Origin of the sequence: Qipengyuania sp., from assembly GCF_048550555.1 — a bacterium.
Taxonomy (GTDB): Bacteria; Pseudomonadota; Alphaproteobacteria; order Sphingomonadales; family Sphingomonadaceae; genus Qipengyuania.
Window position 1 is genome coordinate 197,209 of record NZ_JBLYYF010000039.1, and the last position, 24,555, is coordinate 221,763.

The following is a 24,555-nucleotide window of genomic DNA, read 5'->3' on the forward strand; positions in this document are numbered from 1 at the left end:
TTCGATAGGCCAAATCCTGCGCGGCATTTTGTGCGGACGAACCATCGTCCTTGGGGCGGCGTCGCGACGCCTTGGAAGGTTGCGGACCCTGCGCTGACAGCTGCGGGCCGGGAGGAATTTTTCGATCGCTTTAGGGAGACCTGTCGGGTGAACCGGCAGGGTGAAAGGAAAAGAGTGTAAACGCTCGGCTCTCGCCTCGCCGGTTCGGCAACGAACCGAAAGGCAAGTCTACATGAAAACCGAACATCTCAATCCTGACAGCGAGACACTCGCGCATCGCCTCGCAACCGATTGCAATTACCGCGTCCTGCGCGCGGTGCCGCGGCCCTATTTCAATGCGCCAAAAGGCACGCCTCCCGATGCGCGCTGCCTTGCGCTGATTGACTTGGAAACGACCGGTCTCGATCCCGCCAGCGATCGCATCATGGAACTCGCGATCATGCTCGTCTGGGTGGACGAGAATGGCGAGGTCGTGAACCACGCCGCACCGCGCGTCTGGCAGGAAGATCCGGGCATCATGATCGACCCGCGCATCACTTGGCTCACGGGCCTTGCGAACCACCAGCTGATCGGCAAGTCGATCCCCGACGATACGGTCCTGGCAATGCTGAAACGTGCGGACCTGCTCGTAGCGCATAATGCGTCGTTCGAGATCGCCTGGCTGGAACGACGCTATCCGCAGATCGCCGGTGCCGCCTGGGGCTGCTCGATGAAGGACATCGACTGGCTGCGCGCGGGTATGGACGGACGCGCACAGCAATGGCTCCTGGCACAGGAAGGCTGGCACAGCACCGCCCACCGCGCGGGCGACGATGTCTGGAGCCTCTTCTGGCTTCTCCAGCAGCGTCGCAGCGGTTGGGGTGCCGATCCCGAACGCACCCACTTCAAGCGCCTGCTGGAAGGAGCCGACCGGACCACCACGCTTGTGCACGCGACCGGCTCGCCGATCGGGAAGAAGGATCTGCTGAAAGCGCGGCAATATCGCTGGAATGCGAGCGCGAGCGTCTGGGAGAAGGAGATCGAGCCCGAACTCGTCGATCACGAACGGGCCTGGTTCTATCGCAGCGGCCTTCCGGAGCCCACGCTGAGCACCATGACCGCGCACGAACGGCACCGCTGATCGCAGCTCACCAATCCACCCATCACGACCTTCGCGAAGGCCCGCCCGAACCGGCGGGCCTTCGTGCATCTGCACAGGAAGAAAACACATGACCGACAACATCCACACCATCGCCACCGATCTTGCCGCATGGGAGCGCACGCTCGAGCGGCAGGCAAACGCCTGGCTCGCCGCGCGGGCGCAGGACGAGGCAACTGGTCCGCGCGTCTTTCTCGTCTGCGATTTCGAGTACAAGTTCCGGCGCGAAGCACACGAGGCATGGGCCTACGGCCGCGAGCCCAAATACGACCAGCGCGGACGGCGCAAGGAAGAGAAGATCCGCTGGCCCTTTCACATGATTGCCGCCGCCGCCTGGATGGTGGTGCGGTTCGACGGCCAGAGCGACCTTCCCGAAATCAGCGAACCGGTCGTCATGACGCTCGCGGATTACACCGAGACCGACATCCTGCGCGGCTTCTTCGATGCACTCGATGCGATCGGGCGTGATGCGCGGATGTTGACCTGGGGCGGAGAGGCACGCGACCTCGCCGTGCTGCGGTACCAGGCCTCCCGCCACGGCCTTAGCCTGCCGGCCCATCTGCTCGACACCTCGCCTCATGCCCGCGAGCGGATCGACCTGTGCCGCTCGACCGCAGTGCAGGCCGACGCGGTCCATCTCGACGAGTATGCCGCGGGGTGCGGGATACCTGCCAAGCCCTCGCCGCCCGAAGCCATCGGGAAACTGGTCGAAGCCGACAAGTGGAACGACGTTAAGGATCACGTCCTCGCCGACGTCATGACCACCACGATCATCGGCCTACGCTGGCTGGCGGCAACGGGCGAGATCTGCTGCGACCGGGAGCGCAGCGCGATGGCTATCGCCGATGCGGCACTGGCGGTCTGTCCGGACAGCGCATTCGTGATCCGCGACTTCAAGCCGTGGGCTCGTGACCGGCTGCGCGAAGCCGCATTGCGCGGGAATGTCTACCGGATGGAGCAGGCGGCATGATCGTGAACCGCCGCAGGTCGCATCCCCACATTCTGGTGTCGGTCTGTATCGAGCGCGGCGAGACGCCGGGCGCCGCCCTGCTCTTGGTAAGGACAGACCCGTCGAACGGCGCGCGGTTCGAACTCGATCGACGTTCCTTCGGATCCGGCGAGACGCAAGCCGAGATCACCCGGTCTATCGCCGAGCGGATCCCGCGCGATGCGACGGTGCTGTCGCATACCCGGCGCATGCCGGACCACGCGAAGCGGCACAGCGCTTTGCCACATGAATCGCTGGCGCCCTACCCGCCGGGCTTGGCCGCACGCTACCGGCCCGATCTGACGACGATCTGCCATCCGTGCGGACAACGCGAACTCGCAGAGGTCGCCGCCGCCTATGACATCGTCGCCGAGAGCGGCCCGATGTGGACGACGCTGGAAGCCAAAGCCGCACGCGATGCGCAGGCGCTCTGGCTTCTCTTCCTGTGGACCCATTGCTGGTCGCAGCAGCGCGACTGGCTGGCTTCGGCATGGGAAGCGTGGCGCGCGATCGAACGAGCGCGCAACGCACCGCTCTGAAAGCCAAGCAGCATCGCCTCGCCGCAGCGGTGGAGCGTCGATCAGATCGGCAGCCGTGATGACGACGATGACGATGGAATGAAGAGGGAGGAAAAAAGATGACCTGATCCAGCAGAACGGCGGGAGCCGGCACGGCCTGTCGTTCGCAATCTACCGTGCCATCCGCGCCCACCATCTGGCGGGCGATCAGCAGCCGCTCGTCCAATCGGGACAGCGGCTTTTTTCTTATCAGAAGGACTTATCGAAATGGCCAAGAAGAAAACCACAGCCAGCCAGGCGCTCGTGCCGGTCGGCGAAACCAGAACCTACCCCATCGCGAGCACGCAGATCGATGCAACGCAGGTGTTCCATGTCCCTGCACGCCATCCTTCGGGCGACGGACCGTGGCAGGAGGAGCCGGACAAGCTCGCCTGGGTCGATGGCTCTACAGGTCTCGCATGCACCATCCTACGGCAGCAGGACGGGGTGCTGGGAGGCTATGTCGGAGTGGGCGAGGATCATCCCCTGTTCGGCTTTGAGGTCGACGCCGTGCCGGGTGCGCTTGGCATCAGCCCGCACGGCGGGCTCGACTACGCGGCGCCCTGTGAGGACGGGCCTGCGGAGATCACCATTTGCCATCCGATCGCGGCTGCTCCGAAACGCCCCGGCCGGAGCGAGGATGGTGATGACGGCCATAGCAATCACCAACCGCTCTGGTGGTTCGGGTTCCTGTGCGACCGGAACCACGATCTGATCCCCGGTCGTCGAGTTAATGCGAACGACCTTGGTGCTGAAAATGGCCGCGTCTACCGTGACCTCGCCTATGTCTACGAACAGACCTGCAGGCTCGCCCGCCAGCTCAGGGCCGCCGTCGATGGCACAAGCGACAGCGACATCCAGCTCGATCCGGCATCCCCGCCGCCGGTCGGTCTCGATCCGGAGCGCCTCCGGTGAGCGCGCGCGACTGGGACGAGATCCCCTACACCGAACGGTTCAATCCCAACCTGCCTTGGGGCTACTGGCTCGTCGCGCAGGGCGAACTCGACGGTTTGCCGCCGCTGACCGACCACACGGGCCAGCGGTGGCGCAGCGTCCGCGAATACTTCTGGGTCTCGCGGCTTGGAATGGCACCGATCCCGCGCGACGATACCCGCAACGAAGAGCTCGAGTTTATGCTCGCCACGCTGGTCTCGCTCGATCGCCGCGTGATCCACACCGAGGAACGCGCGCTCGACCTGTTCGGCAGCTGGGACCGGAGCCGGCACTACCTCAGCTGGCTCGCCGGCCAGAAGCTGCTGATGCCGCAGACGGTGGCCGATCCGAACGCCGAGCTGTCCCCCGAGGGCCACGCGGTGCTGCTCATGCTCGCCTCCACCCGTAGTCCCGACGCGGCGCCGCTCGCGATCGGGCTGCCCACGCTCAAATCGTTCCACGGTCTTGCGAGCACGCCGGACCAGGACGAACGGGATCGCCTGATCGCGGCTCAGGAGCGTGCGACCCTGCACCTGCAATACCGGTTCGGACGCAAGGACATCGCAGGGCAGCCTGCGATCGTACTGGCAGGAGTGGAACTGGGACCGAACATCCCCCTCACACGCGTTCTGTGGTCCATCACGTTCGCGGACGACTACGCGCGCGACAGGATGCTGTTCTGGCTTCACGAGCGGATCGACCGGTGGCCGGACTGGGGCAAGCTTGCCTACCGGCAGGGCGCCCGTGCGCTAAGCGAGCGCCTGATGCAGCTCGCGTTCGCCGATCGTGAGATCGGTGGCGAATGAAACGATACTGGGGCGGCCTGCTGCGGCCGCCCCGCCCCCTTTTTTGCGTCCGCATTCGCGAAGCCCCGTTCCAGTCGTTCGCCTGTCGGACAGCAGACCAGGCTCATCGGAACTGCGAGCAGCCCGTTGCTCGTTGTGGACGTTGTAGACACCGATAAGCGGACACTGGACAACCGCACACAACCCCTGCACAAGATGCAGGCAATCCTGCGAAACCCGCGGAAATCTGCGGTTGCGGCTGAGAGCTATTCTGGGTTCGAATCCTCTCTCCCCGACCATTTTATCGCGCAAGCGAGATCGCGCTGGGCACGCGGGGCATGGGCCGGCCTCGGCGCGTTTCGCGTCCCCGTCTCGGGCGGACCGGCGAACGGCTTCCAGTAACGCCACCGCAATTGCTTGAGCTCGTGAACAGCCCGCAATCGATCAGGATTCTGCGTCCCTCGATCTCGACCGGATAGCGCCGGCAACCGTGCCAGCCACATCGTCGGCGAGTGCTCCGCCGATTGAACCGTTTGTGCGCCTGGTGCGGCGCTCGATACCGAAGGGTTAGACTGCGCTTTTCACGCCCGCGTCGGGTCGCCTGCGTCTCTCCGCCACAAATCCACACCCATGGGCGAGGCTGACGACCTCGGCGAAGCTCGACATGCCGAGCTTCAGCATGATCCGCGCCCGGTGCGCCTCGACCGTCCGCACGCTGATGCCGAACTTTTCTCCGGTCTCGCGATTGCTGCTGTCGCTCGCGATCTCTGCAAGGATTTCGCGCTCGCGCTGCGAAAGCGCTTCGAAACGCGCGCGGTCCCGCTCCCGCTCCAGAGATTTGCGATAGCGCCCTTCGAACTCTTTCGAGGCCTTGCCGACGGTGTCCGACAACTTCTGTGCCGAGCAGGGTTTCTCGAGAAAGTCGAAGGCCCCTCGCTTGACCGCTTCCACCGCCAGCGCGATGTCCGCACTGCCGGACATCATGATCGGGAGGTAGCGATCATGATCGAGTGCGACCAGGAGTTCATCGCCGGACATGCCCGGCATCTTCACGTCGATCAACGCAATCCCCGGCGCCTTGTCAGGGCTATCGTGAAATGCATTACCCGATTCCCATTCGACCGCCGCGAAGCCGGGTGATGCGTGAATCATTTCGGCGACGATTGCGCGCCACAAGGCGTCGTCGTCAATGATATGGACTGGCCGGGCCATCGGTCCTCTCTCGTCGGTTGCATCCGAACCCTCTAATCGATTCCGTATGCAGTTGTCCTGAACCGGGGCACAAGCTTGCCGCGCATTCGGCCCACAGCTTTCCCCGCTGCTGCCACGCTTTACAGGGCGCCGGCAAGGCGCGCATAGCTTGCGGAAATGAGGTCCAACCGCTCGCGGTCGCTTCCCGCGTTGACGAGACGATGCTCGAGCTGGCGCGCGTATTCCCCCAGTTCCTCCTGTCCGAAAACCGCCGCAGTTCCCGCCAGCTGGTGCAGCGCGCGGGCCATCTCGGCCGAGCGTTCGGCGACATTGCCGGCATCGATCGACCCCGCGAGTTCACGCAACCCCATTTTGCGCTCCGCATAGAGCCGACGCAGCGGATGATCCTGCGCCAATCCGGCTCCGCCATTGGCATCCGGCGCCGGCGTTCCCCCATCGCCGTGCTTCGCGAAACGGTTGAGTACGCGGGACAGCGCGCCGAGTGTCAGCGGCTTCGCGACATGGCCCTGCATGCCCGCCGCATGGCACGCCTCGACATCGTCGTCATAGGCGTTGGCCGTCAGCGCCACGATCGGAACGCGTTTCGCATCGAACCCACGCTCGCGCAGAAGCCGCGTGGCCTCGAGCCCGTCGAGCCCGGGCATCTGCAGGTCCATGAGAACCAAGTCGAATGGTTCGCCGACCTCGCAGGCCCGCTCGACCGCCGCTATCGCAGCCGCGCCGTCGCCCACGATCAGCGAGCTGCCGCCGATCTTGCCGATCATGGTGCGGATGAGATGCTGGTTGATCTCGTTGTCCTCGGCGACGAGCACGCGCAGACCTTCGAAAGATCGGATCGCCGCAGCTTCTGGCGGTTCGGGAGAATCGCTTGCGGCCTCCTCGCTCGCCGCCACCAGCGGCAGCGTCACGGCGAACGTCGAGCCCTCTCCGAGCGTGCTGGCGACCTCGATCCTCCCTCCCATCAACTCGACCAACTGTCGCGTGATGGCGAGGCCCAATCCACTGCCCCCATAGCGCCGGGCGACGGTGGCATCGGCCTGGGTGAAGGATTCGAAGATCCGCTCGAGGTTTTCGGGGGCGATGCCGATGCCGGTATCGGTTACCGAAAGCTCCACCCCGCGCGCATCTTCGACGACCTTGATTGCCACGGTGACCTTGCCGTTCTCGGTAAACTTGATCGCATTGCCGATGAGGTTCTGCATCACCTGGCGCAGCCGCAGCCGATCGCCGAGAACGGCGGCTGGCAAGGCCGGATCGACCTCGGTTTCCAGCACCACGTTTTTTTGCTGCGCCAGCGGCTGCATGAGACGACCCATCGCCGTGATCTTCTCGCGCAGGTCGAGCGGTTCGGAGGACACCGTCATCTGGCCGGATTCGATTTTCGAACCGTCGAGGATGTCGTTGAGCAGCTGCATCATGGTCCGCCCGGACTCGGCGATCATCTGCACGTGGTGGCGCTGGTCCGGGTCGAGCTCGCTCTGGTCGAGCAGGTCGGTGAAGCCGATGACGCCGTTCATCGGCGTGCGGATTTCATGGCTCATGTTGGCCAGGAAGGCGGATTTCGCCTGAGCAGCCGCCTCTGCCTCACGCTGTGCAGCGCGCAATTCGGCTTCCAGACGCTTGGTGTGCGAAATGTCGCGGACCGAGGCGAGTATGTGATCCTTCGCGGGATCGTCCGGGTGCGATATCGCCGCGCAGCTGGCCTCGAACCAGCGCCCTTCCCTGCCCTCCGCCGACGCAGGCGTACGAAACGCGACCAGCGCGCGCTCCTGCCGTCCGCTCACCAGCCGTTCGAGCATGCCGAATACGCGAGGCTTGTCTTCGGGATCGATCGCGTCGCCCAGATGGCTCCCCACGACCTGCTCGACCGGCAGCCCGAAGACCTGTTCGGTGGACGGCGAGGCATAGAGGCAGGAGCCGTCGGGCGCGAGCCTGATGATGGCGTCGGTGACATTGTCGGCGAGTTCGGTCAGTTGCCGGCCGCGCTCGGCGAGTTCTTCGCTCATCTGGCGCTGCGCGGTAACGTCCACGCCGGCACCGGCGAAGCCCTTCACCCGGCCGGCCCCGTCGAATTCGGCGGCGTTGTAGGTTTCCATCCAGAGGTCGGATCCGTCCACCGCGCGGAAATGGACCTGGCGTCGGCGGATCATCCCGGGCTCGAAATTCCGGAAGGGCGGATCGCTCGTGAAGTCTTCGATGTCCGCGACCGATTCCAGCCAGCCGCGCCCGAGCATCTGTTCGACCGTGCGCCCGACCTTCTCCGCCCACCACGGATTGATATAGGTCAGCTCGCCATCCGCATTGGCGAGGAAGATGCCCACCGGGGCGGTCTCGCCGATCATCCGGAACCGCGACTCGCTGGCCGCGAGCGCCTGTTCCTGCGCCTTCTGCTTGGTGACGTCCCGGATATTCCCGATCGTTCCGGCGAACCGGCCCTCGTCGTCGGCCAGACGCCTGATCCCAACCTCGATCGTCCGCAATTCGCCCGATTTGCGCACGAATCTCTGGACGAGGTCCACTTCCTTGATCTCGCCCGAGAATATCTTCGGGTAGACCGAGCGGGTTTCGGCATAATCCTCGGGATGCAGCAACCGGGTGGTCGGCCATCCGAGACTTTCCTCCACGGTGTAGCCGGTCAGTTCCTCCCACGCGGGATTGAGCGAGGTCCAGCGCCCGTGCGCGTCTGCGCGGAAGATGATTTCGCGGACATTGTCGAGGATCTCCCTCGTCTCGTCGCGGCTCTGCTTCAGCGCTTCGCGGTCCCTGACCCGCTCGGCCAGCATTGCGGCGACCGGAAGCCCGATCATGAAATTCGAAGCCAGAAACACCTGAAAGGCGATCAGCACCGCTTCGGTGTCACCCCGGACCAGCGTAATCGGCCCGTGACCCTGCGCCGTCGCGACTGTTGCAACCGTCGTTACGATCAGCACCGCCGCCGCTGTACCCGCCACGCCCGTACGAAAGGCGGCGTAGATGATCAGGGGGGCGACGAGGAAAAGGAACGGGAAGCGCGACTGGACGAACACGAGCGTCGTCCCCGCAGTCACCAATGCCGCCATGCCAAGCCATTCGACCATCCTCAGACGGCTCGGCATGCGCCGGGTGCGAATGGTGTCGATCGCGATGAGGATGATCGGCAGGACGATCAGCAGGGAGAGCGCGTCGGCCAGGAGCCATCGTTGCCAGCTCGTCAGCGAAGAGAAGTCACCCTCCGAAGAGAGCGCCAGCATCGCGATCGTGCCCGACAGGGCCGAGGCTGCGATTGCCGCCACGAACAGCCATCCCAGACTGGCGATCGCCGCCATGTCGGGGCGTGGTCCGCAGGTGCGGCGCATCAGCGAAACGACCACAAAAATCTCGACCGCATTTGCCAACGCCAAGCTCAGGGCGGTCGGCCAGGGATCGCCGACGATGCGGTTCACCGCGATATTTCCGAGAGCGCAGACGGCCACGGTCGCAAGCGCGCGGTTTCCGTCGTTGCGCAGCAGCCACGCGGCAACGATCGCATTGGGCAGCCAGAGCAGGGCGATACGGCTGTTCTCGCGGGTCAGCACGATCCCCGCATAGGCGGTCGCGGCGAACAGCGCGGCCACGATGAGGATCGGCACGAGATCGCGCCGCACGAAGCCGGTCATCCCTCTACCCCTCCTTGTCCGTCCCGCATGGCCGCCGGACGATCACGGTTCACGACAGCCAGATCGGCAGCCCAGCGGCACCGGCGCTACACGGGTGGCACGCCTTCGACGCTGTCGCAAGATGCCGGCGACGCGCTCGCGCTGGATACGAGCAGAAGTTCGACCCGCGGCTAGAGACCGAACGTCAGGCCCGCCCACAGCGTGCGGGGCACGCCGAGGTCGATCGATCCGCCCTGATTGCGCGTAACGATGGCTTCGTCGATCAGGTTCTCGCCGCGCAGCACCAGTGCGACCTGCCGTCCGAGCGGGAGCTGCGCATAGGCGTCGAGCGTCGTCGCGGACGGGAGGACATCGGTCTCGAGATCGTCCTCGAACTGCGCCCCGACGTGCCGTAGCGTGGCCGAGAACAGCCAGTCCTGCGCCGGACGATATGTCAGCGTCGCCCCACCCGTGAAGCGCGGCGTCTGCGCGGGGCGATTGCCGTCGAGCGCCGCAGCGAGGCCCGACCCCCGCGCTTCGGCATCGGTCCAGGCGACCGAGGCGCTCAGGCCCAGCCTGCCGAATTCCGCCTTCAGCCCCGCCTCGATCCCCCACGCATGGATCGCGTCGATATTCTGCCGCTGGCGCAAGTTGGGGCCGATCGTGACATTGGCGATCGCGTCCTGCACCCGGTTGTCGAAACCGGTGAGCGAGAGCGTGACTTGCCTCGCGGGAGTGAGCTCGATCCCCGCCTCGAAACCCTCGAGCCGCTCGTTCCGCAACGAGGCATTGGCCTGCGTCACCACGGGAAAGACGACGAAGGGGCGGTAGAGCTCGTTGAGCGTCGGCAGGCGGAGGCCGGTATAGGCCGCAGCGCGCAGCGCGAGCGCATCGCTGGCGCGATAGAGCAAGCCGCCGCGGAAGGAAGCCTCCCAGCCGGCCCTGTCCGGATAGGTCTCCAAAATGACCGACACCCCCTCCGCATCGCGCTCGCTGTAGAAGCCGTCGCGGATGGTCCAGCGATCGAGCCGTGCGCCGGCGGTCAGCGTCAGCGCACCGAGGCTCCAGTCGTCCTCGACGAAGAGCCCGAGATCGGTATTGGCTCCCCCCGCATGGCGCCGCGCGGTGACCTGGCCCGAAAAGGCGCTGAGCGCGGTCTCGAACAATTCGCCGTCCGAGCGCCGGTAATCGACGCCCAGCCGCAGCACATGGTCCCCGCCTACCGGCGGGCGCAACTCGACCTTGCCGCCGAGGCCGGTCGCGGGAGTGTTGCGCTGGTCGAGCACCGGCACGAAGCGCGTCGAGCTGACCACCACATTGGTGAAGTTGCGCGCCTGGACATAGGCCAGCGCATCGAAGGCCCAGGCGCCCCGGCCGACCAGCCGCAGGCTCGCATCCTGCCCCTCGATACTGCTGTCCGCCCCCTCGAAGCGCAGCACCCGTTCGTCGCGATAGGCAAGGCCCTTGACCTGCAACTCGATGTCTTCCGACAGCGGCGCGACGCCACGCAACTGCGCCGACCAGCCATCGAAGGCGGCCCGCGCGCTCTGCGGCACACGGTCGGCCTCGGGCGTGGTGAAGAAGCCCTCGCCGCGATCCCAGCGAACCGAGGCCACGGCGAAACCGCTGCCGAGTTGCGTGCCAACGCTGGCGGATGCCTCGCTCTCGCCGCGATCGTTGACAAGAACCCGCCCGGCAAGCCCGGATAGATCTCCGATCCCGGCACTGGTCAGCTCGATCGTGCCCGCCAGCGCACCAGCCCCGAAGGGTCCCGATCCCCCGCCCCGGGTCACGCGGACTTGCGCCAACCGTTCGGGCGCGATCGCGCTGAAGGGGACATAGCCGAAGAAGGGATCGCTCATCGGCACGCCGTCGAGCAGCACCAGCGCGCGGCTGGTGGCATTGCCGCCCAGCGTGCGCAACGTCGCCCCTTGCGCCGAGGCATTGGCCGAGCGGCTGTCCGAGCGGCGGAACTGCTGGAATCCCGCAACCGAGGAAAGCGCGTCCTCGATCCGTCCCGAGGCGACCGTGAGCAATTGCTCGCGGTCGATGGTCTGGCTGGCATAAGCGGGGACCGCCGGCGTATCCTCGAGGCCCTCCCCCGTCACCACGATGACCGGCTCTTCACCCTGCGCCAGCGCAGGCTGGGCGACCGCCAGAACGAGTACACCGAGGGGGGGAATCTTTTGCGAACGAGCCATCCGGGCGTGCCTAACGGGTCGATTTACAGAAGGCGAGGCAAAGCTGGGCGTTTGCACTGCGGCGCCGAATGCCTAGAGATGGCTTCCGGAAGAGGAGAAAGACGGCATGACCGAGGCGACGGATCGTTCGGAGTGGGTACGGCGCCCCTTGGCGGCGATCGAGGGCACCAATTGCACGCTCGAGGACTATCAGGCGCTCTACGCCCGCAGCATCGAGGACAGCGACGCCTTCTGGGCGGGACAGGCCGAGCGGCTCGACTGGTTCACCCCGCCGACCACCATCGCCGGCTGGTCCTTTGACCCGGTCTCGATCAAGTGGTTCGAGGACGGTGTCCTCAACATCTGCCACAACGCCGTCGACCGCCATGTCGCGGCCGGCCACGGCGAGCGCCTCGCACTGATCTTCGAGCCCGACGATCCGCAAGGCGAGGTCCGCCGGATCACCTATGCCGAGCTCCAGGCCGAAGTCGTCCGCATGGCCAACACGCTCAAGAAAATGGGCGTCGAGAAGGGCGACCGCGTCACCATCTACATGCCGATGGTCGCCGAAGGCGCCTTCGCCATGCTCGCCTGCGCGCGGATCGGCGCGGTGCATTCGGTCATTTTCGGTGGCTTCAGTCCCGAGGCGATCGCCGGTCGGGTGGAGGATTGCGCGAGCGACTGGATCGTCACCGCCGACGAGGGGCTGCGCGGCGGCAAGCGCATTCCGCTCAAGGCCAATGTCGATGCCGCGCTGAAGAAGGTCTCCGCCAGGGCCGTGCTCGTCCTGCGCCACACCGGCGGCGAAATTGCGATGACCGAAGGCCGCGATCACTGGTATCACGAGCTGTCCACCGACGTTTCCGACACCTGCCCCTGCGAACCGATGAACGCGGAAGACCCGCTGTTCATCCTCTACACCTCGGGATCGACCGGCAAGCCCAAGGGGGTGCTCCACACCACCGGCGGCTATGCGGTATGGACCGAGACCACCTTCCGCTACATCTTCGACTATCGCGAGGGCGAAGTCTTCTGGTGCACCGCCGATATCGGCTGGGTCACTGGGCACAGCTACATCGTCTACGGCCCGCTGCAGAACGGCGCCACCGCGCTGATGTTCGAAGGCGTGCCCAACTATCCCGACCACGACCGCTTCTGGGCGGTGTGCGAGAAGCATGGGGTCAACATCTTCTACACCGCCCCCACCGCGATCCGTGCGCTGATGCGCGAGGGCGACGGGCATGTCACCAAGCACGACCTCTCGAGCCTGCGCCTGCTCGGCAGCGTGGGCGAGCCGATCAATCCCGAGGCCTGGCGCTGGTATCACGAGACCGTCGGCAAGGGTAAGCTGCCGATCATCGATACATGGTGGCAGACCGAGACCGGCGGCTGCATGATCACCACCCTGCCTGGCGCACACGACATGAAGCCGGGTAGCGCGGGTCGGCCTTTCTTCGGCGTCTGCCCGCAGCTGGTCGACAACGAGGGCACGGTGCTCGACGGTGCGACCGAGGGCAATCTGTGCATCACCCGCAGCTGGCCCGGCCAGGCGCGTACCGTCTACGGCGACCACGAACGCTTCGTGCAGACCTATTTCAGTACCTACAAGGGCAAGTATTTCACGGGCGACGGCTGCCGCCGCGACGAGGACGGCTACTACTGGATCACCGGCCGGGTCGACGACGTGATCAACGTTTCGGGCCACCGCATGGGCACCGCCGAGGTCGAGAGCGCGCTGGTCCTCCACCCCAAGGTCAGCGAGGCGGCCGTCGTCGGCTTCCCGCACGACATCAAGGGCCAGGGCATCTACTGCTATGTCACGCTCAATGCCGGCGAAGAGGAGCACGAGGATCTCACCGACGAATTGCGCGCGCATGTGCGCAGCGAGATCGGCCCGATCGCGACCCCCGATCACCTGCATTTCACGCCTGCCCTGCCCAAGACCCGCAGCGGCAAGATCATGCGCCGTATCCTGCGCAAGATCGCCGAGAACGAGTTCGGCTCGCTCGGCGATACGTCGACGCTTGCCGATCCGGGTGTGGTGGATGCGCTGATCGAAGGGCGGCGCAACCGCTGAGCGGCCGCTCCCGGCTTTCCGCCCATGGCATTAGTACGACTTTAACCACGCGGCGCACAGTGCGGTGACATGCCCGGGATCTTCATCTGATGTGGCTCGCCAAACAGGTTGCGCGGCGCTCGCAGCGTTCGGACTGGCGGAGCTATTTTCTTATTGCCTGCGTCGCGCTGCTGGCGATCCTGCTCGCCGGCGCAAGCGTCAGTGCAACGCGCGCCGCGCGCGAGCGCGGGGTTGCCGAGCAATGGCAGATTCACACGCTCGAAGTCCTGATCGAATCCGATCGCCTGCGCACCGCCTCGCTCTCCAAGCTGCGCGGCGAAGGCGGTTACCTGCTGACCGACGACAGGCGTTTCCTCGAACCCTATTTCGAAGGGGTCGAGCAAGGTGAAACCAGCCTCGGCAGGCTGGTCGCGCTGACTGCCGACAATCCTGAGCAGCAGCTGCGTGTCGGCGCGCTCAAGCGCGAGCTCTCATCGTTCGACGCCACGCTGGAAGGGATCGTCGCGCTGCAAACCAGTGGGCGCAAGGCCGAGGCGATCGCTCGCGTCAGGCGAGGCGCAGGCAAGACGTCTCTCGACCGGATCCTTTCCACGCTCGACACGATCGAACACAACGAGCGCCGTTTGCTGGCGGAACGGACCTTGAGAGCACGGCAACTCGCAGTGGCGAACGAGCGCTACCAGTACGTACTTACCGCTATCGGTGTCCTGCTGCTGACCCTTACCGTGCTGGCCACGATCTATGTACGCCAGGCGCTGCATTCGGAAGCCTACGCCCGGCGCGAACTGCAGCGCAGCGCGTCCACGGATGCGCTGACCGGGCTGCCCAACCGGAGGAGTTTCATCGACGCACTCCAGCGCTCGCTCGAACGGGCAGCGACCGACCCTGCACGCCCCCTCAGCCTGGCCATCTTCGACATCGATCATTTCAAGCAGATCAACGATCGCTTCGGCCATCCGGCGGGCGATGGAGTGATCCGCGAGGTTGCCCGGCGCGCGGGCGAGAGCTTGCGCAAGCGAGATCTCGTCGGGCGGATCGGCGGGGAGGAATTCGCGATCATCTTCCCGCAGGCCGATCTGGATACGGCCGGCATGGTGTGCGAAAGGCTCCGGCACGGCATCGCCGACCGCCCGGTCGTCCACGGCGATGCCATCATCCCGTTCACTGCGAGCGTGGGCGTTGCGAACTTCAAGCCCGGCGACGACCTCGACCACCTGATGGCGCGCGCCGATGCGGCGCTCTACGAAGCCAAGATCGGCGGACGCAACCAGGTCCGCCGCGCCGCCTGAGGCTTGCGCTTCGCGCCGCAGGCGGACAAGGTCGACACCATGCCCACTCCACGTGTCCTGTTCGTCTGCCTCGGCAACATCTGCCGTTCCCCCCTTGCCGAAGCGGCGTTCCGCGATGCGGCGAATCGCGCCGGTATCGAGGTCGAGGTCGATAGCGCCGGAACGGCCGACTATCATGTCGGTGAAGCGCCCGATCCGCGCAGCATCGAAGAGGCGCAGAGCCACGGGATCGACATCTCGGGTTACCGGGGGCGGCACCTCACCGCGCGGGATTTCCACGAGTTCGACTTCATCTTCGGCATGGATCGCCAGAACATGGCCAATATTGCCCGGGTCGACCCGGGCGACGGGAAAGCGAAGACCGCGATGCTGCTGGATATCGTGCCGGGACAGCAGGGCCGGGAACTGTCCGATCCCTGGTATGGCGGCGAGGACAATTTCAAGGCGACCTGGCTCGACGTGAAGGCCGGGGCGGAGGCACTCGTCGCAATCCTGATCGATGCCGACGCTTGAGCAAGCCATAGCGGACATCTGCGGACAAACGGTCCGCGGCTCGGAAAGACTCGTCGGCGGCGACATCACGGGAGCCAGCCGGATAATCCTGTCCGACGGAAGCACACTGGTCGCAAAAGGCGGACCCCTGGTGGATCGCGAAGCCCGGATGCTCACGGCGATCGGGGCACTGGGCGCGCCTGTACCGGCAATCGTCGGCCAGAAGGACGACTGGCTGGTGCTCGAAGACCTCGGTCCATCGCGCCCTCTCGACGGCCCCGCCTGGGATTCGATCGCCGAGGCGCTCGACCCGCTCCGCGGCGCGCCCCCAAACGAGGATTTCGGCTGGCCGGATGACTACGGCTCCCATCGCGTGAGGGTATCGAACGCGCGCCAGTCGAGCTGGGTCGACTTCTGGCGGGAGAACCGGCTGCTGTGTCACCTCCCCGAACTCGCTCCCCAACTGGCGCGGCGGGTGGAGGCGTTGGCAGCCCGGCTCGGCGACCTCATTCCCGACCATCCGCCGGTCGCGCTCGTGCATGGCGACCTGTGGGGCGGCAATGTGGTTTGGAATGGCAGCAGGGCCTGCCTGATCGACCCCTGCGCCTATTACGGCGACCGCGAGGTCGATGCCGCGGCGATGACCGTTTTCGACCGCCCGCCGAAGGCCCTCTTCGATCGTCTCGACCTTGCTCCGGGGTGGCGCGAGCGGCTGCCGGTCTATCGCCTGTGGTTGTGGCTCATCCACATCCGCCTGTTCGGCGAGGGGTATCGCCCGGCGGCCGAAGGCGATCTGGACCGGCTCGGCTTCTAGCCGCCGCGCAATGTCTTCACGCCGAAATCGCGCTCGAACAAATACAGCAGGACTCGTGCCGCTTCGCCGCGCTTGCCCTCCAGCCCCCCGTCGCGCTCCATCAGCAGGCGGGCATCGTCATAAGCCTTGGGTAGCAGAGCGGTGATCTGTTCGAGGCTGGCGACGCTGAACGGCGTGTCGCCCGACTGCCGCGTGCCGAGCAGTTCGCCTCCGCCGCGCAGGCGCAGGTCTTCCTCCGCGAGAAAGAAGCCATCCTGCGATTCGCGCATCAGGGCGAGCCGTTTCTGCGCGGTTTCGGACAGCGCCTCGCCATGCAGGAGGACGCAGAAGCTCTTCTCGCTCCCGCGCCCCACGCGCCCGCGCAGCTGGTGCAATTGCGCGAGGCCGAAGCGTTCGGCCTGTTCGATCACCATCAGCGTCGCATTGGGCACGTCGACGCCGACCTCGATCACCGTGGTCGCGACCAGCAGCTTGGCGTCGCCGCGCGCGAAACGCTCCATCGCGGCGTCCTTCACTTCGGGCGCGAGCTGGCCGTGGACCATCACGACGTCGTCCCCGAACCGCTCCTTCAAGGCCGCGTAGCGCGCCTCGGCAGCGGCGATCTCCTCCGGGCCGTCCATCTCGCGGACCATCGGGCAGACCCAATAGGCCTGTCGCCCCTCGGCGATCTGTGCTGCCAGCCGCTCGACCAGCGCGCCGATCCTGGCCTGCCCCATCACCACGGTGTCGATCGCCTGCCGGCCGGGCGGGAGTTCGTCGAGCTTGCTGACGTCGAGCTCGCCATATTGCGCCAGGGTCAGCGTGCGCGGGATCGGCGTCGCGGTCATGGCGAGGACGTGCGGCGCACGCCGGCCCTTGCTCGCCAGCATCAGCCGCTGGCCGACGCCGAAGCGATGCTGCTCGTCGATCACCACCATGGCGAGATTGCGATAGGCGACCTTGTCCTGGAAGATCGCATGGGTGCCGACGACGATGTCGATACTGCCGTCGAGCAGGCCCATGAGAATGCTCTCGCGCGCCCTGCCCTTGTCGCGGCCTGTGAACAGCACGACCTCCGCCCCCGTGGGCGCGGCCATCCGGCGAAGCGTTTCGTAGTGCTGGCGGGCGAGCAATTCGGTGGGTGCGAGCAGCGCAGCCTGCGCCCCGGCCTCGACAGCGATCAGCATCGCTTCGAGCGCAACAACCGTCTTGCCCGCGCCGACATCGCCCTGAAGCAGCCGCAGCATCGGCGCTTCCTGCGCCATGTCGCCCTCGATCTCGGCGATCGAGCGCTGCTGCGCGCCGGTAAGCGGGAACGGCAGCGAAAGCCGGCCACGATAGCTGCCATCGCCGGCGAGCGGCTGGCCCTTGCGCTTGCGATTGTCGGCGCGGACCAGCATCAGGGCGAGGCTGTTGGCGAGCAGTTCGTCATAGGCCAACCGGTCGCGCGCGCCGGCGTTCTCGCCCTTGTGCGCCAGCACCAGCGCGTCGCGCCACACGGGCCAGCCTTCCTTGTCCAGTTGCGACGGCTCGATCCATTCGGGCAGCTCGTGCGTACGCGCCAGCGCCTGCTCGATCAGCCCCGCCACTCTCGGCTGGGTCAATCCTTCGGACAAGCGATAGACGGGCTCGCACAGGCGCTGAAGCGTCTCGCCGCCCTCCTCGACGACGTGGTCGGGGTGGACGATCTGGAGCATATCGCCGAAGCGTTCGAGGTTGCCCGCCACCCAGCGCACCTCGCCCACCGGCAACTGCTTCTTCGCCGTATAGGACGCGCGTCCGAAATATGTCAGCGCGATGATATTACCCACGCCATCCTGCGCCAGCACGCGATAGGGCGCGCGTGGAGAGCGGCCGCCGCGGTGTTCGGTGACCGTCAGCTTGACCACGATCTGCTCGCCCTCGCCCGCCTCGTCGACATTCTCCACCGCGCGGCGCGTCACGAAGCGTTCCGGCAGGTGGTAGACGAGATCGCGTACCCGCGTCAGCCCGAGCCGGTCGAGCGGCTTCCTGAGCTTGGGCCCGACGCCGTCGAGCGTCTCGGTCTCGGCGAACAGCGGGTTGAGGATCTCGGGGCGCATGGCGTGCGCTATGCCCAATCTCAAAAGTCATTGCGAGCGCAGCGAAGCAATCCACATTGTCGAGCTGTGGATTGCCGCGGAGCCTGCGGCTCCTCGCGATGACGGTTGAAAGGCGCGCGTGCCTGCACTACCCGCGCCGCATGCCCGATCTGCTCACCATCGAAGGCCGCAAGCAGCGTGCCAAGTACCGCGCCTGGCACCGCGGCACGCGCGAGGCCGATTACATGATCGGCGGCTTCTTCGACCGCTATCACGCCGAGTGGGGCGAGGAAGAACTCGCCTGGTTCGAAGCGGTGCTCGAGGAAGACGATGTCGACGTCATGGCCTGGGCGCTGAAGACCCAGCCGACCCCGCCGCGCTTCAGGGGCCGGCTCATCGAGGCGATGCAGCAGCTCGACTACGTCGACATTCCGCGTTGACGCACCGGCGCTAGCGCCTATTTCGCGTTCCATATCGCCCGCACCCCCTTCCCCTTCGGGCAGGGGGCAATGCCGTGTGTGCGGAACGCCGCGCACGCTCGAACGCTAGGAACACCATGCCAGACCTCTCCCGTATCCTGAAAGCCAAGCATCCGCTCACGCTGGCGCAGGTCGCGCGGGGTGCGCAGCCGCTGGTGATGGCCGACCTCGCGCGGGCCAGCAGCGGGCGTGCGGTGTTCATCGCACCCGACGATGCGGCGATGCGCGGAGTGGTCGACGCCGCCGCCTTCTTCGCTCCCGAGCTCGAAGTGATCGAATTCCCGGCCTGGGATTCGCTGCCCTACGACCGGGCCAGCCCGGCGCTGTCGATCAGCGCACGGCGGCTTGCGGCGCTGCATCGCCTGCAGGCAGGCAAGGCCAGGGCGCAGTTGGTCGTCACCACCGCCAATGCCGTGATTCAGCGCGTGCTGACGCCCTTCCGTATCCGCGAGAGTGTGCGCGAGTTCGGGCCGGGCACCGAAATCGGACGCGAAAGCCTTTCGCTCCTGCTGCAGAAGCAGGGCTACAGTCGCACCGACACGGTGATCGACAAGGGCGAATATGCGGTGCGCGGATCGATCGTCGACATCTTCCCCAGCGGGATGGAGGAAGCGCTGCGGCTCGACTTCTTCGGCGACGAGCTGGAAAGCCTGCGCAGCTTCGATCCGACCACCCAGATGAGCACCGGGCGGCTTGACTCGCACCTGCTGCTGCCCGCGAGCGAAGCGCTGCTCGACGAAGGCAGCATCAAGCTCTTCCGCAGCCGGTATCGCGAAATGTTCGGTGCGCACGCCACGCAGGACCCGCTTTACGAGGCGGTGAGCGAGGGACGTCGCCTCGCCGGCATGGAGCACTGGCTGCCGCTGTTCGAGGAGAAGCTGGCTACCCTGTTCGACCATCTCGGCAAGGACGACCTGGTGGTGGTCGACCAGGCCGCGCTCGCCGCCGCGGACGAGCGGGTGAAGGACGTCACCGACTATTACGAGCAGCGCAAGGCGATCACCGGGCAGGCGAAGGGCAATTACCGCCCCCTGAAACCCGACGCGCTCTATCTGTCGCCCGACGAATTCAAGTCCGCACTCGCCGCCCTCCCCGCGCATCGCGCCACGCCCTTCGACGAGCCCGAAAGCGATAGTGTCGTCGGTTTCGGCTTCCGCTCGGGCCGCGATTTCGCCCCCGAGCGCGCGCGCGGCGACAATGTCTATCCGGTTCTCGCCGCACACCTCAATGCGCTCGCCAAGGCAGGCAAGCGGCCGCTGCTCGCGGCCTACTCGACGGGCAGCCGCTCGCGCATCGCCTCGATCCTCGAGGAATCCGGCACGCCCGTGCAGCTGGCCGATACCTGGCAGGAAGCGCTGGGCCTCTCGGCCAAGGGCAAGCCGACAGCGATGGTGCTGCCGATCGAGGCGAGCTTCGCCAATGACGAGATGGAGCTGCTGACCGAGCAGGACGTGCTCGGTGACCGTCTCGTCCGCCGGAAGAAGAAGCGCCGCGACGCCGACGCCTTCCTCGCCGAACTCCAGGCACTTTCGGTCGGCGACCTCATTGTCCACACCGAGCACGGTATCGGCAAATATCTCGGCCTCGAAGCGATCCCGGTCGGCAAGTCGAAACACGACTGCGTCCAGCTCGAATATCGCGGCGGCGACAAGCTGTTTATCCCGGTGGAGAACATCGACGTCCTCAGCCGCTACGGCAGTAGCGAGGAAGCCGTCCAGCTCGACAAGCTCGGCGGCGAAGCCTGGCAGAAGCGCCGCGCGCGACTCAAGGAGCGCATCCGCGAGATCGCCGGCGAACTGCTCAAGGTTGCGGCAGAGCGCGCTCTCCGCAAGGCGCCGGTGCTCGAGGTCGAAGACGGCGCCTACAACCAGTTCCTCGACCGTTTCCAATATGAAGAGACCGACGATCAGGAACGCGCGATCGAGGACGTGCTGCGCGATCTCGAAAGCGGCAAACCGATGGACCGGCTGGTCTGCGGCGATGTCGGCTTCGGCAAAACCGAGGTTGCCCTGCGCGCCGCCTTCGTCGCGGCGATGAACGGCCAGCAGGTCGCTGTGGTCGCCCCCACCACTCTGCTTGCCCGCCAGCACTTCGAAAACTTCGCCAATCGTTTCAAGGGCTTTCCGCTCAAAATTGGCAGGCTTTCTCGACTTGTCCCGGCGCGCGAGATCAAGGAAACGCGCGAGGGGCTGGAAAGCGGTCAGGTCGACATCGTCGTCGGCACTCACGCGATCCTGTCGAAGCAGACCAAGTTCAAGAACCTGGGGCTCGTCATCGTCGACGAGGAACAGCGCTTCGGCGTCACGCACAAGGAAAAGCTCAAGCAGCTGCGCGCCGACGTGCACATGCTCACGCTCACCGCCACGCCGATCCCGCGGACGCTGCAGATGGCAATGACCGGCCTGCGCGAGCTCTCGACGATCCAGACTCCGCCGGTCGACCGCCTCGCGGTGCGCACCTACGTCATGGAATGGGACGACATGGTGATGCGCGAGGCACTGCTGCGCGAGCACCATCGCGGTGGGCAGAGCTTCATCGTCGTTCCGCGCATTTCCGACATGGAACAGATCTCCGACTGGCTGCACGAGAACGTGCCCGAGGTGAAATTCGTCGCCGCGCACGGGCAGATGTCGGCCGGCGAGATCGAGGAGCGGATGAGCGCCTTCTACGAGGGCAAGTACGAGGTGCTGCTCGCCACCACCATCGTCGAAAGCGGGCTCGACCTGCCGAGCGCGAACACAATCGTCATCCACCGCGCCGACATCTTCGGCCTCGCCCAGCTCTACCAGCTGCGCGGCCGCGTGGGCCGATCGAAGCTGCGCGCCTATGCCTATCTCACCTATGCTCCCGACACGCAGCTGTCAGAGGTGGCGGAAAAGCGGCTCAAGGTGCTCGGCGATCTCGACAGCCTCGGCGCGGGCTTCCAGCTCGCCAGCCACGATCTCGACATCCGCGGCGCGGGCAACCTCCTGGGCGACGAGCAATCGGGCCATATCCGCGAGGTCGGCTTCGAACTCTACCAGTCGATGCTGGAGGATGCGATCCTCGCCGCCAAGGCGGGTGAGCTGGGCCTCGAGCCCAAGCGCGAGACCGTCAGCCCGCAGATCACCGTCGATGCGCCGATCATGATCCCCGAGGATTACGTCCCCGACCTCGCGGTGCGCATGGCGCTCTATCGCCGCCTCAACGATGCCGCCGACAAGGCCGAGATCGAGGCGCTTGCGGCCGAGATGATCGACCGCTTCGGCGAGCTGCCGCCCGCCACCGCCAACCTCGTCCGCCTGATCGAGATCAAACACCAGGCGATCGAGGCCAACATCGCCAAGATCGACGTCGGTGCGCAGGGCACGCTGGTGACCTTCCACCAGGACGATTTCCCCGATCCGGCCGGCCTGCTCGGCTATGTCGACCGGCTGCAGGGCACCGCCAAGCTGCGCCCGGACATGAAACTGGTGATTTCGCGCGCGTGGAATTCGCCCGAGAGCCGCCTCAACGGGCTCTTCCAGCTGACCAAGGGGCTGTCGGGGATCGTCCGCAAGGCGAGCAAGGGCGCGAAGGCGGCGGCCTAACCCTGGGCGAGCGCGAGGAAGTCATCCGCGGCCATCGGCTGCGCGCGCAGGAAGCCCTGATAGTATTCGCAGCCTTCGCTACGCAGCAGGTCGCGCTGCGCCTCGGTTTCGACTCCCTCGGCCAGCACCTTGAGGCCGAGAGCCTCGGCCATCGCGACGATCGCGCGTATCACCGCGAGGTCGCGCTCGTCCTCGAGGACGCCGTCCAGCATTGAGCGGTCGAGCTTGATGCAGTCGATCGGCAGGACCTTGAGGTAGCGGAAGTTGCAGAAGCCGGCGCCGAAGTCGTCGAGCGCGATGCGGATGCCGAACAGTTTGAGCTGGTCGAGCACCCGGCTCACCCGGTCGAGATCGGCAAGCAGCACCTGCTCGATGATTTCGAGCGTGATGCGGTCGAGCGGAAAGCCGGTCATTTCCGCCAGATGCGCAAATTCGATCGCGAAATTCTCCGCCGCGAGATCGGCCGGAGTGATATTGACCGACAGCCGCAGATCGCCCGGCCACTGGACCGCCTGAATGAGCGCGCGCGTGGCGATGTGCCGCGACATATGCGCGACTTGGTCGGCGCGTTCGGCGATCTGGAACAGCGTGCCCCCGCCGATCCGGCCGATCACGGGATGGTCCCACCGCGCCAGCGCTTCCGCCCCGATCAGACGGTCGCCATCGAGCGCATATTGCGGCTGGAACAGGATCTCGATCTCGTTGCGGTCGATCGCTTCGAGCAGGTCCGCCTCGAGCTGCTGGTTGGAGCGGCCCGAGCGCGCCTGTTCACCCGTCGACCAGTCGATCCTCCGGCGGTTGCTCTCGCGCATTCTGGTAGCGAGTTCGGATAGCCGGTCGAGCACGCTGTCGGGATCGTCGGCGGGCGTCATCCGCATCAGCGCGATGCGCGGCCAAAGCCGCAGGCTTGCGCCGCCTTCGGGATTGGGAATGGGAACGGCAATGGCATCGGCCAGCGCCTCTGCGAGCCACTGCCAGCGCTCGCGGCTGCATTGCTGCCGCGCGACAAGAAGGAAATTGCCGCCGTTCAGGCGTGCCGCCAGCCAGGCGTTGCTGCTTTCCAGCTCGTCGGCGGCGAAATGCTTGATCCGCTGCGCGACCTCGACCAGCGCGCCGTCGCCGGCCGATTCCCCGAAGGCGACATTGACGGTATCGATCCGTCCGAGGGTGATCAGCATCGCCTGGATCGGGCAGGCAATCGTATCGCGCGGCCAGTCGCGCTGCCATCGTGCGATCGTCTCGCGCGCCAGCGCCTGGTTGCCCAGGCCGGTCAGCGCGTCGCGCATATCGTCGAAAGTATCGTCGGGCATGCTCGCCATGAGACGGTCCTTATCGCGCTGGCTGCAAAGAGTTACCAGTTTTTCCGTGCTGTTGCCAAATGAGACGTGCGATCATAGGTAGCGCCTTGCCCGGCGCCTCGGCCGGGGCGGAGCGATGCAAGGGGACCATGTCCGAATTCAGCCGCCTGGCCCTGCTTGCCTCCGATTCCCCGCGTGCGCAGGAAGTCGCGGAGCGCGATTTCGCCAATATCGCCGACTGGGTTCCGCTCGACCAGGCCGAGGCCGTCGTGGTCCTCGGCGGGGATGGCTTCATGCTGCAGACGCTGCATGCCATGCTCGACAGCGGCCGGATCATTCCCGCTTACGGGCTCAACCTCGGGACTGTCGGTTTCCTGATGAACCGCAACCGCAATCCCGAAACGCTCGTCAAGCGGATCGGCAAGGCCAAGCCGCATCACATCGCCCCGCTGCGGATGCGCGCGGTGACGCAGGACGGCGAGGAACACACCTTCTGCGCGATCAACGAGGTCAGCCTGCTGCGCGAAACGCGCCAGACGGCAAAGCTCGAGGTCATGGTCGACGCCAAGGTGCGAATTCCCGAGCTAGTCTGCGACGGCGTGCTGCTGGCGACCCCCGCGGGTTCGACCGCATACAACCTCTCCGCCGACGGGCCGATCCTGCCGCTCGATTCGAACCTCCTCGCGCTCACCCCGATCAGTCCCTTCCGCCCGCGTCGCTGGCACGGCGCGATCCTGCCCGATCGCAGCCGCGTCTCGCTGCGCGTGCTCGAGGAAGACAAGCGGCCGGTGTCGGTCGTGGCGGACCAGCGCGAGCTGCGCGACGTCGCGCAGGTCGACCTCGAAATCGCCCGCGACAGCGAACTGACGCTGTTGTTCGACCCCGGCCACGCGCTCGACGAACGCATCGTCGCCGAGCAATTCGTGGTCTGATCGGCCGCTCCGCGCGGCGCCGCACAATTTTTGCCAATTGCCCGCTTGCCAAACCGGAATCGCGCCCATATAGGCGCACCCCTGCCCAGCGGGCTGCTCCCCGATAGCTCAGCGGTAGAGTAGGTGACTGTTAATCACTTGGTCGTTGGTTCGAATCCA

17 protein-coding genes are annotated in these 24,555 nt (G+C 66.0%); 12 read left to right on the forward strand and 5 right to left on the reverse strand.

Going from position 1 to position 24,555, the window contains the following annotated elements:
- Positions 1-232 precede the first annotated feature (232 nt).
- From ACN4E0_RS10460 to ACN4E0_RS10480, 5 genes are all read left to right on the forward strand, one after another.
- Complete coding sequence (locus ACN4E0_RS10460; RefSeq protein WP_419567621.1) at positions 233-1,120, forward strand: exonuclease domain-containing protein; 888 nt, start codon at positions 233-235, stop codon at positions 1,118-1,120.
- Positions 1,121-1,208: 88 nt separating this feature from the next.
- Positions 1,209-2,108, forward strand: coding sequence for a hypothetical protein (locus ACN4E0_RS10465; protein ID WP_419567623.1), 900 nt, complete (start codon positions 1,209-1,211; stop codon positions 2,106-2,108).
- Positions 2,105-2,665, forward strand: a complete 561-nt coding sequence (locus tag ACN4E0_RS10470; protein WP_419567624.1) for a hypothetical protein — start codon at positions 2,105-2,107, stop codon at positions 2,663-2,665. Before ACN4E0_RS10465 ends, ACN4E0_RS10470 begins: the two co-directional genes overlap by 4 nt.
- A 246-nt stretch (positions 2,666-2,911) precedes the next feature.
- Positions 2,912-3,598 (forward strand): hypothetical protein, encoded by a 687-nt coding sequence (locus tag ACN4E0_RS10475; protein WP_419567625.1) that lies wholly within the window; start codon positions 2,912-2,914, stop codon positions 3,596-3,598.
- Positions 3,595-4,422: a hypothetical protein gene (locus ACN4E0_RS10480; RefSeq protein ID WP_419567626.1), complete on the forward strand. Its 828-nt coding sequence runs from the start codon at positions 3,595-3,597 to the stop codon at positions 4,420-4,422. The genes ACN4E0_RS10475 and ACN4E0_RS10480 overlap by 4 nt, the downstream gene beginning before the upstream one ends.
- Before the next feature lie 546 nt (positions 4,423-4,968).
- Here the strand turns inward: ACN4E0_RS10480 and ACN4E0_RS10485 are convergent.
- The 3 genes from ACN4E0_RS10485 to ACN4E0_RS10495 all read right to left on the reverse strand — a co-directional run bounded on the left by ACN4E0_RS10485 (position 4,969) and on the right by ACN4E0_RS10495 (position 11,428).
- A complete protein-coding gene (locus tag ACN4E0_RS10485; RefSeq protein ID WP_419567628.1) occupies positions 4,969-5,613 on the reverse strand; it encodes a response regulator transcription factor in 645 nt (214 codons plus the stop codon).
- Positions 5,614-5,732: 119 nt separating this feature from the next.
- Positions 5,733-9,248 (reverse strand): PAS domain S-box protein, encoded by a 3,516-nt coding sequence (locus ACN4E0_RS10490; protein ID WP_419567630.1) that lies wholly within the window; start codon positions 9,246-9,248, stop codon positions 5,733-5,735.
- Between the two features lie 170 nt (positions 9,249-9,418).
- On the reverse strand, positions 9,419-11,428 hold the full coding sequence (locus ACN4E0_RS10495) for a TonB-dependent receptor plug domain-containing protein (RefSeq protein WP_419567631.1): 2,010 nt from the start codon (positions 11,426-11,428) through the stop codon (positions 9,419-9,421).
- Between the two features lie 106 nt (positions 11,429-11,534).
- On the opposite strand from ACN4E0_RS10495, the gene acs reads away from it, so the two are divergent.
- The 4 genes from acs (at position 11,535) to ACN4E0_RS10515 (ending at position 16,079) form a co-directional block, all read left to right on the forward strand.
- Complete coding sequence (gene acs, locus ACN4E0_RS10500; RefSeq protein WP_419567632.1) at positions 11,535-13,484, forward strand: acetate--CoA ligase; 1,950 nt, start codon at positions 11,535-11,537, stop codon at positions 13,482-13,484.
- 89 nt (positions 13,485-13,573) lie between these two features.
- Complete coding sequence (locus ACN4E0_RS10505) at positions 13,574-14,773, forward strand: diguanylate cyclase (RefSeq protein WP_419567633.1); 1,200 nt, start codon at positions 13,574-13,576, stop codon at positions 14,771-14,773.
- 39 nt (positions 14,774-14,812) lie between these two features.
- Positions 14,813-15,286: a low molecular weight protein-tyrosine-phosphatase gene (locus ACN4E0_RS10510; RefSeq protein ID WP_419567634.1), complete on the forward strand. Its 474-nt coding sequence runs from the start codon at positions 14,813-14,815 to the stop codon at positions 15,284-15,286.
- Positions 15,273-16,079, forward strand: a complete 807-nt coding sequence (locus tag ACN4E0_RS10515; protein ID WP_419567636.1) for a fructosamine kinase family protein — start codon at positions 15,273-15,275, stop codon at positions 16,077-16,079. The genes ACN4E0_RS10510 and ACN4E0_RS10515 overlap by 14 nt, the downstream gene beginning before the upstream one ends.
- Here ACN4E0_RS10515 and recG read toward each other — a convergent pair.
- Positions 16,076-18,139, reverse strand: a complete 2,064-nt coding sequence (gene recG / locus ACN4E0_RS10520) for an ATP-dependent DNA helicase RecG (protein ID WP_419567637.1) — start codon at positions 18,137-18,139, stop codon at positions 16,076-16,078. The two genes, ACN4E0_RS10515 and recG, sit on opposite strands and share 4 nt — an antisense overlap.
- 140 nt (positions 18,140-18,279) lie before the next feature.
- On the opposite strand from recG, the gene ACN4E0_RS10525 reads away from it, so the two are divergent.
- On the forward strand, positions 18,280-18,558 hold the full coding sequence (locus ACN4E0_RS10525; RefSeq protein WP_419567638.1) for a succinate dehydrogenase assembly factor 2: 279 nt from the start codon (positions 18,280-18,282) through the stop codon (positions 18,556-18,558).
- Between the two features lie 116 nt (positions 18,559-18,674).
- Positions 18,675-22,166 (forward strand): transcription-repair coupling factor, encoded by a 3,492-nt coding sequence (gene mfd / locus ACN4E0_RS10530; RefSeq protein WP_419567639.1) that lies wholly within the window; start codon positions 18,675-18,677, stop codon positions 22,164-22,166.
- On the opposite strand, the gene ACN4E0_RS10535 is transcribed toward mfd, so the two are convergent.
- On the reverse strand, positions 22,163-23,485 hold the full coding sequence (locus tag ACN4E0_RS10535) for an EAL domain-containing protein (protein ID WP_419567640.1): 1,323 nt from the start codon (positions 23,483-23,485) through the stop codon (positions 22,163-22,165). The two genes, mfd and ACN4E0_RS10535, sit on opposite strands and share 4 nt — an antisense overlap.
- A 128-nt stretch (positions 23,486-23,613) precedes the next feature.
- Here ACN4E0_RS10535 and ACN4E0_RS10540 point away from each other — a divergent pair, with 128 nt between their 5' ends.
- On the forward strand, positions 23,614-24,396 hold the full coding sequence (locus tag ACN4E0_RS10540; protein WP_419567641.1) for an NAD kinase: 783 nt from the start codon (positions 23,614-23,616) through the stop codon (positions 24,394-24,396).
- Positions 24,397-24,555 lie beyond the last annotated feature (159 nt).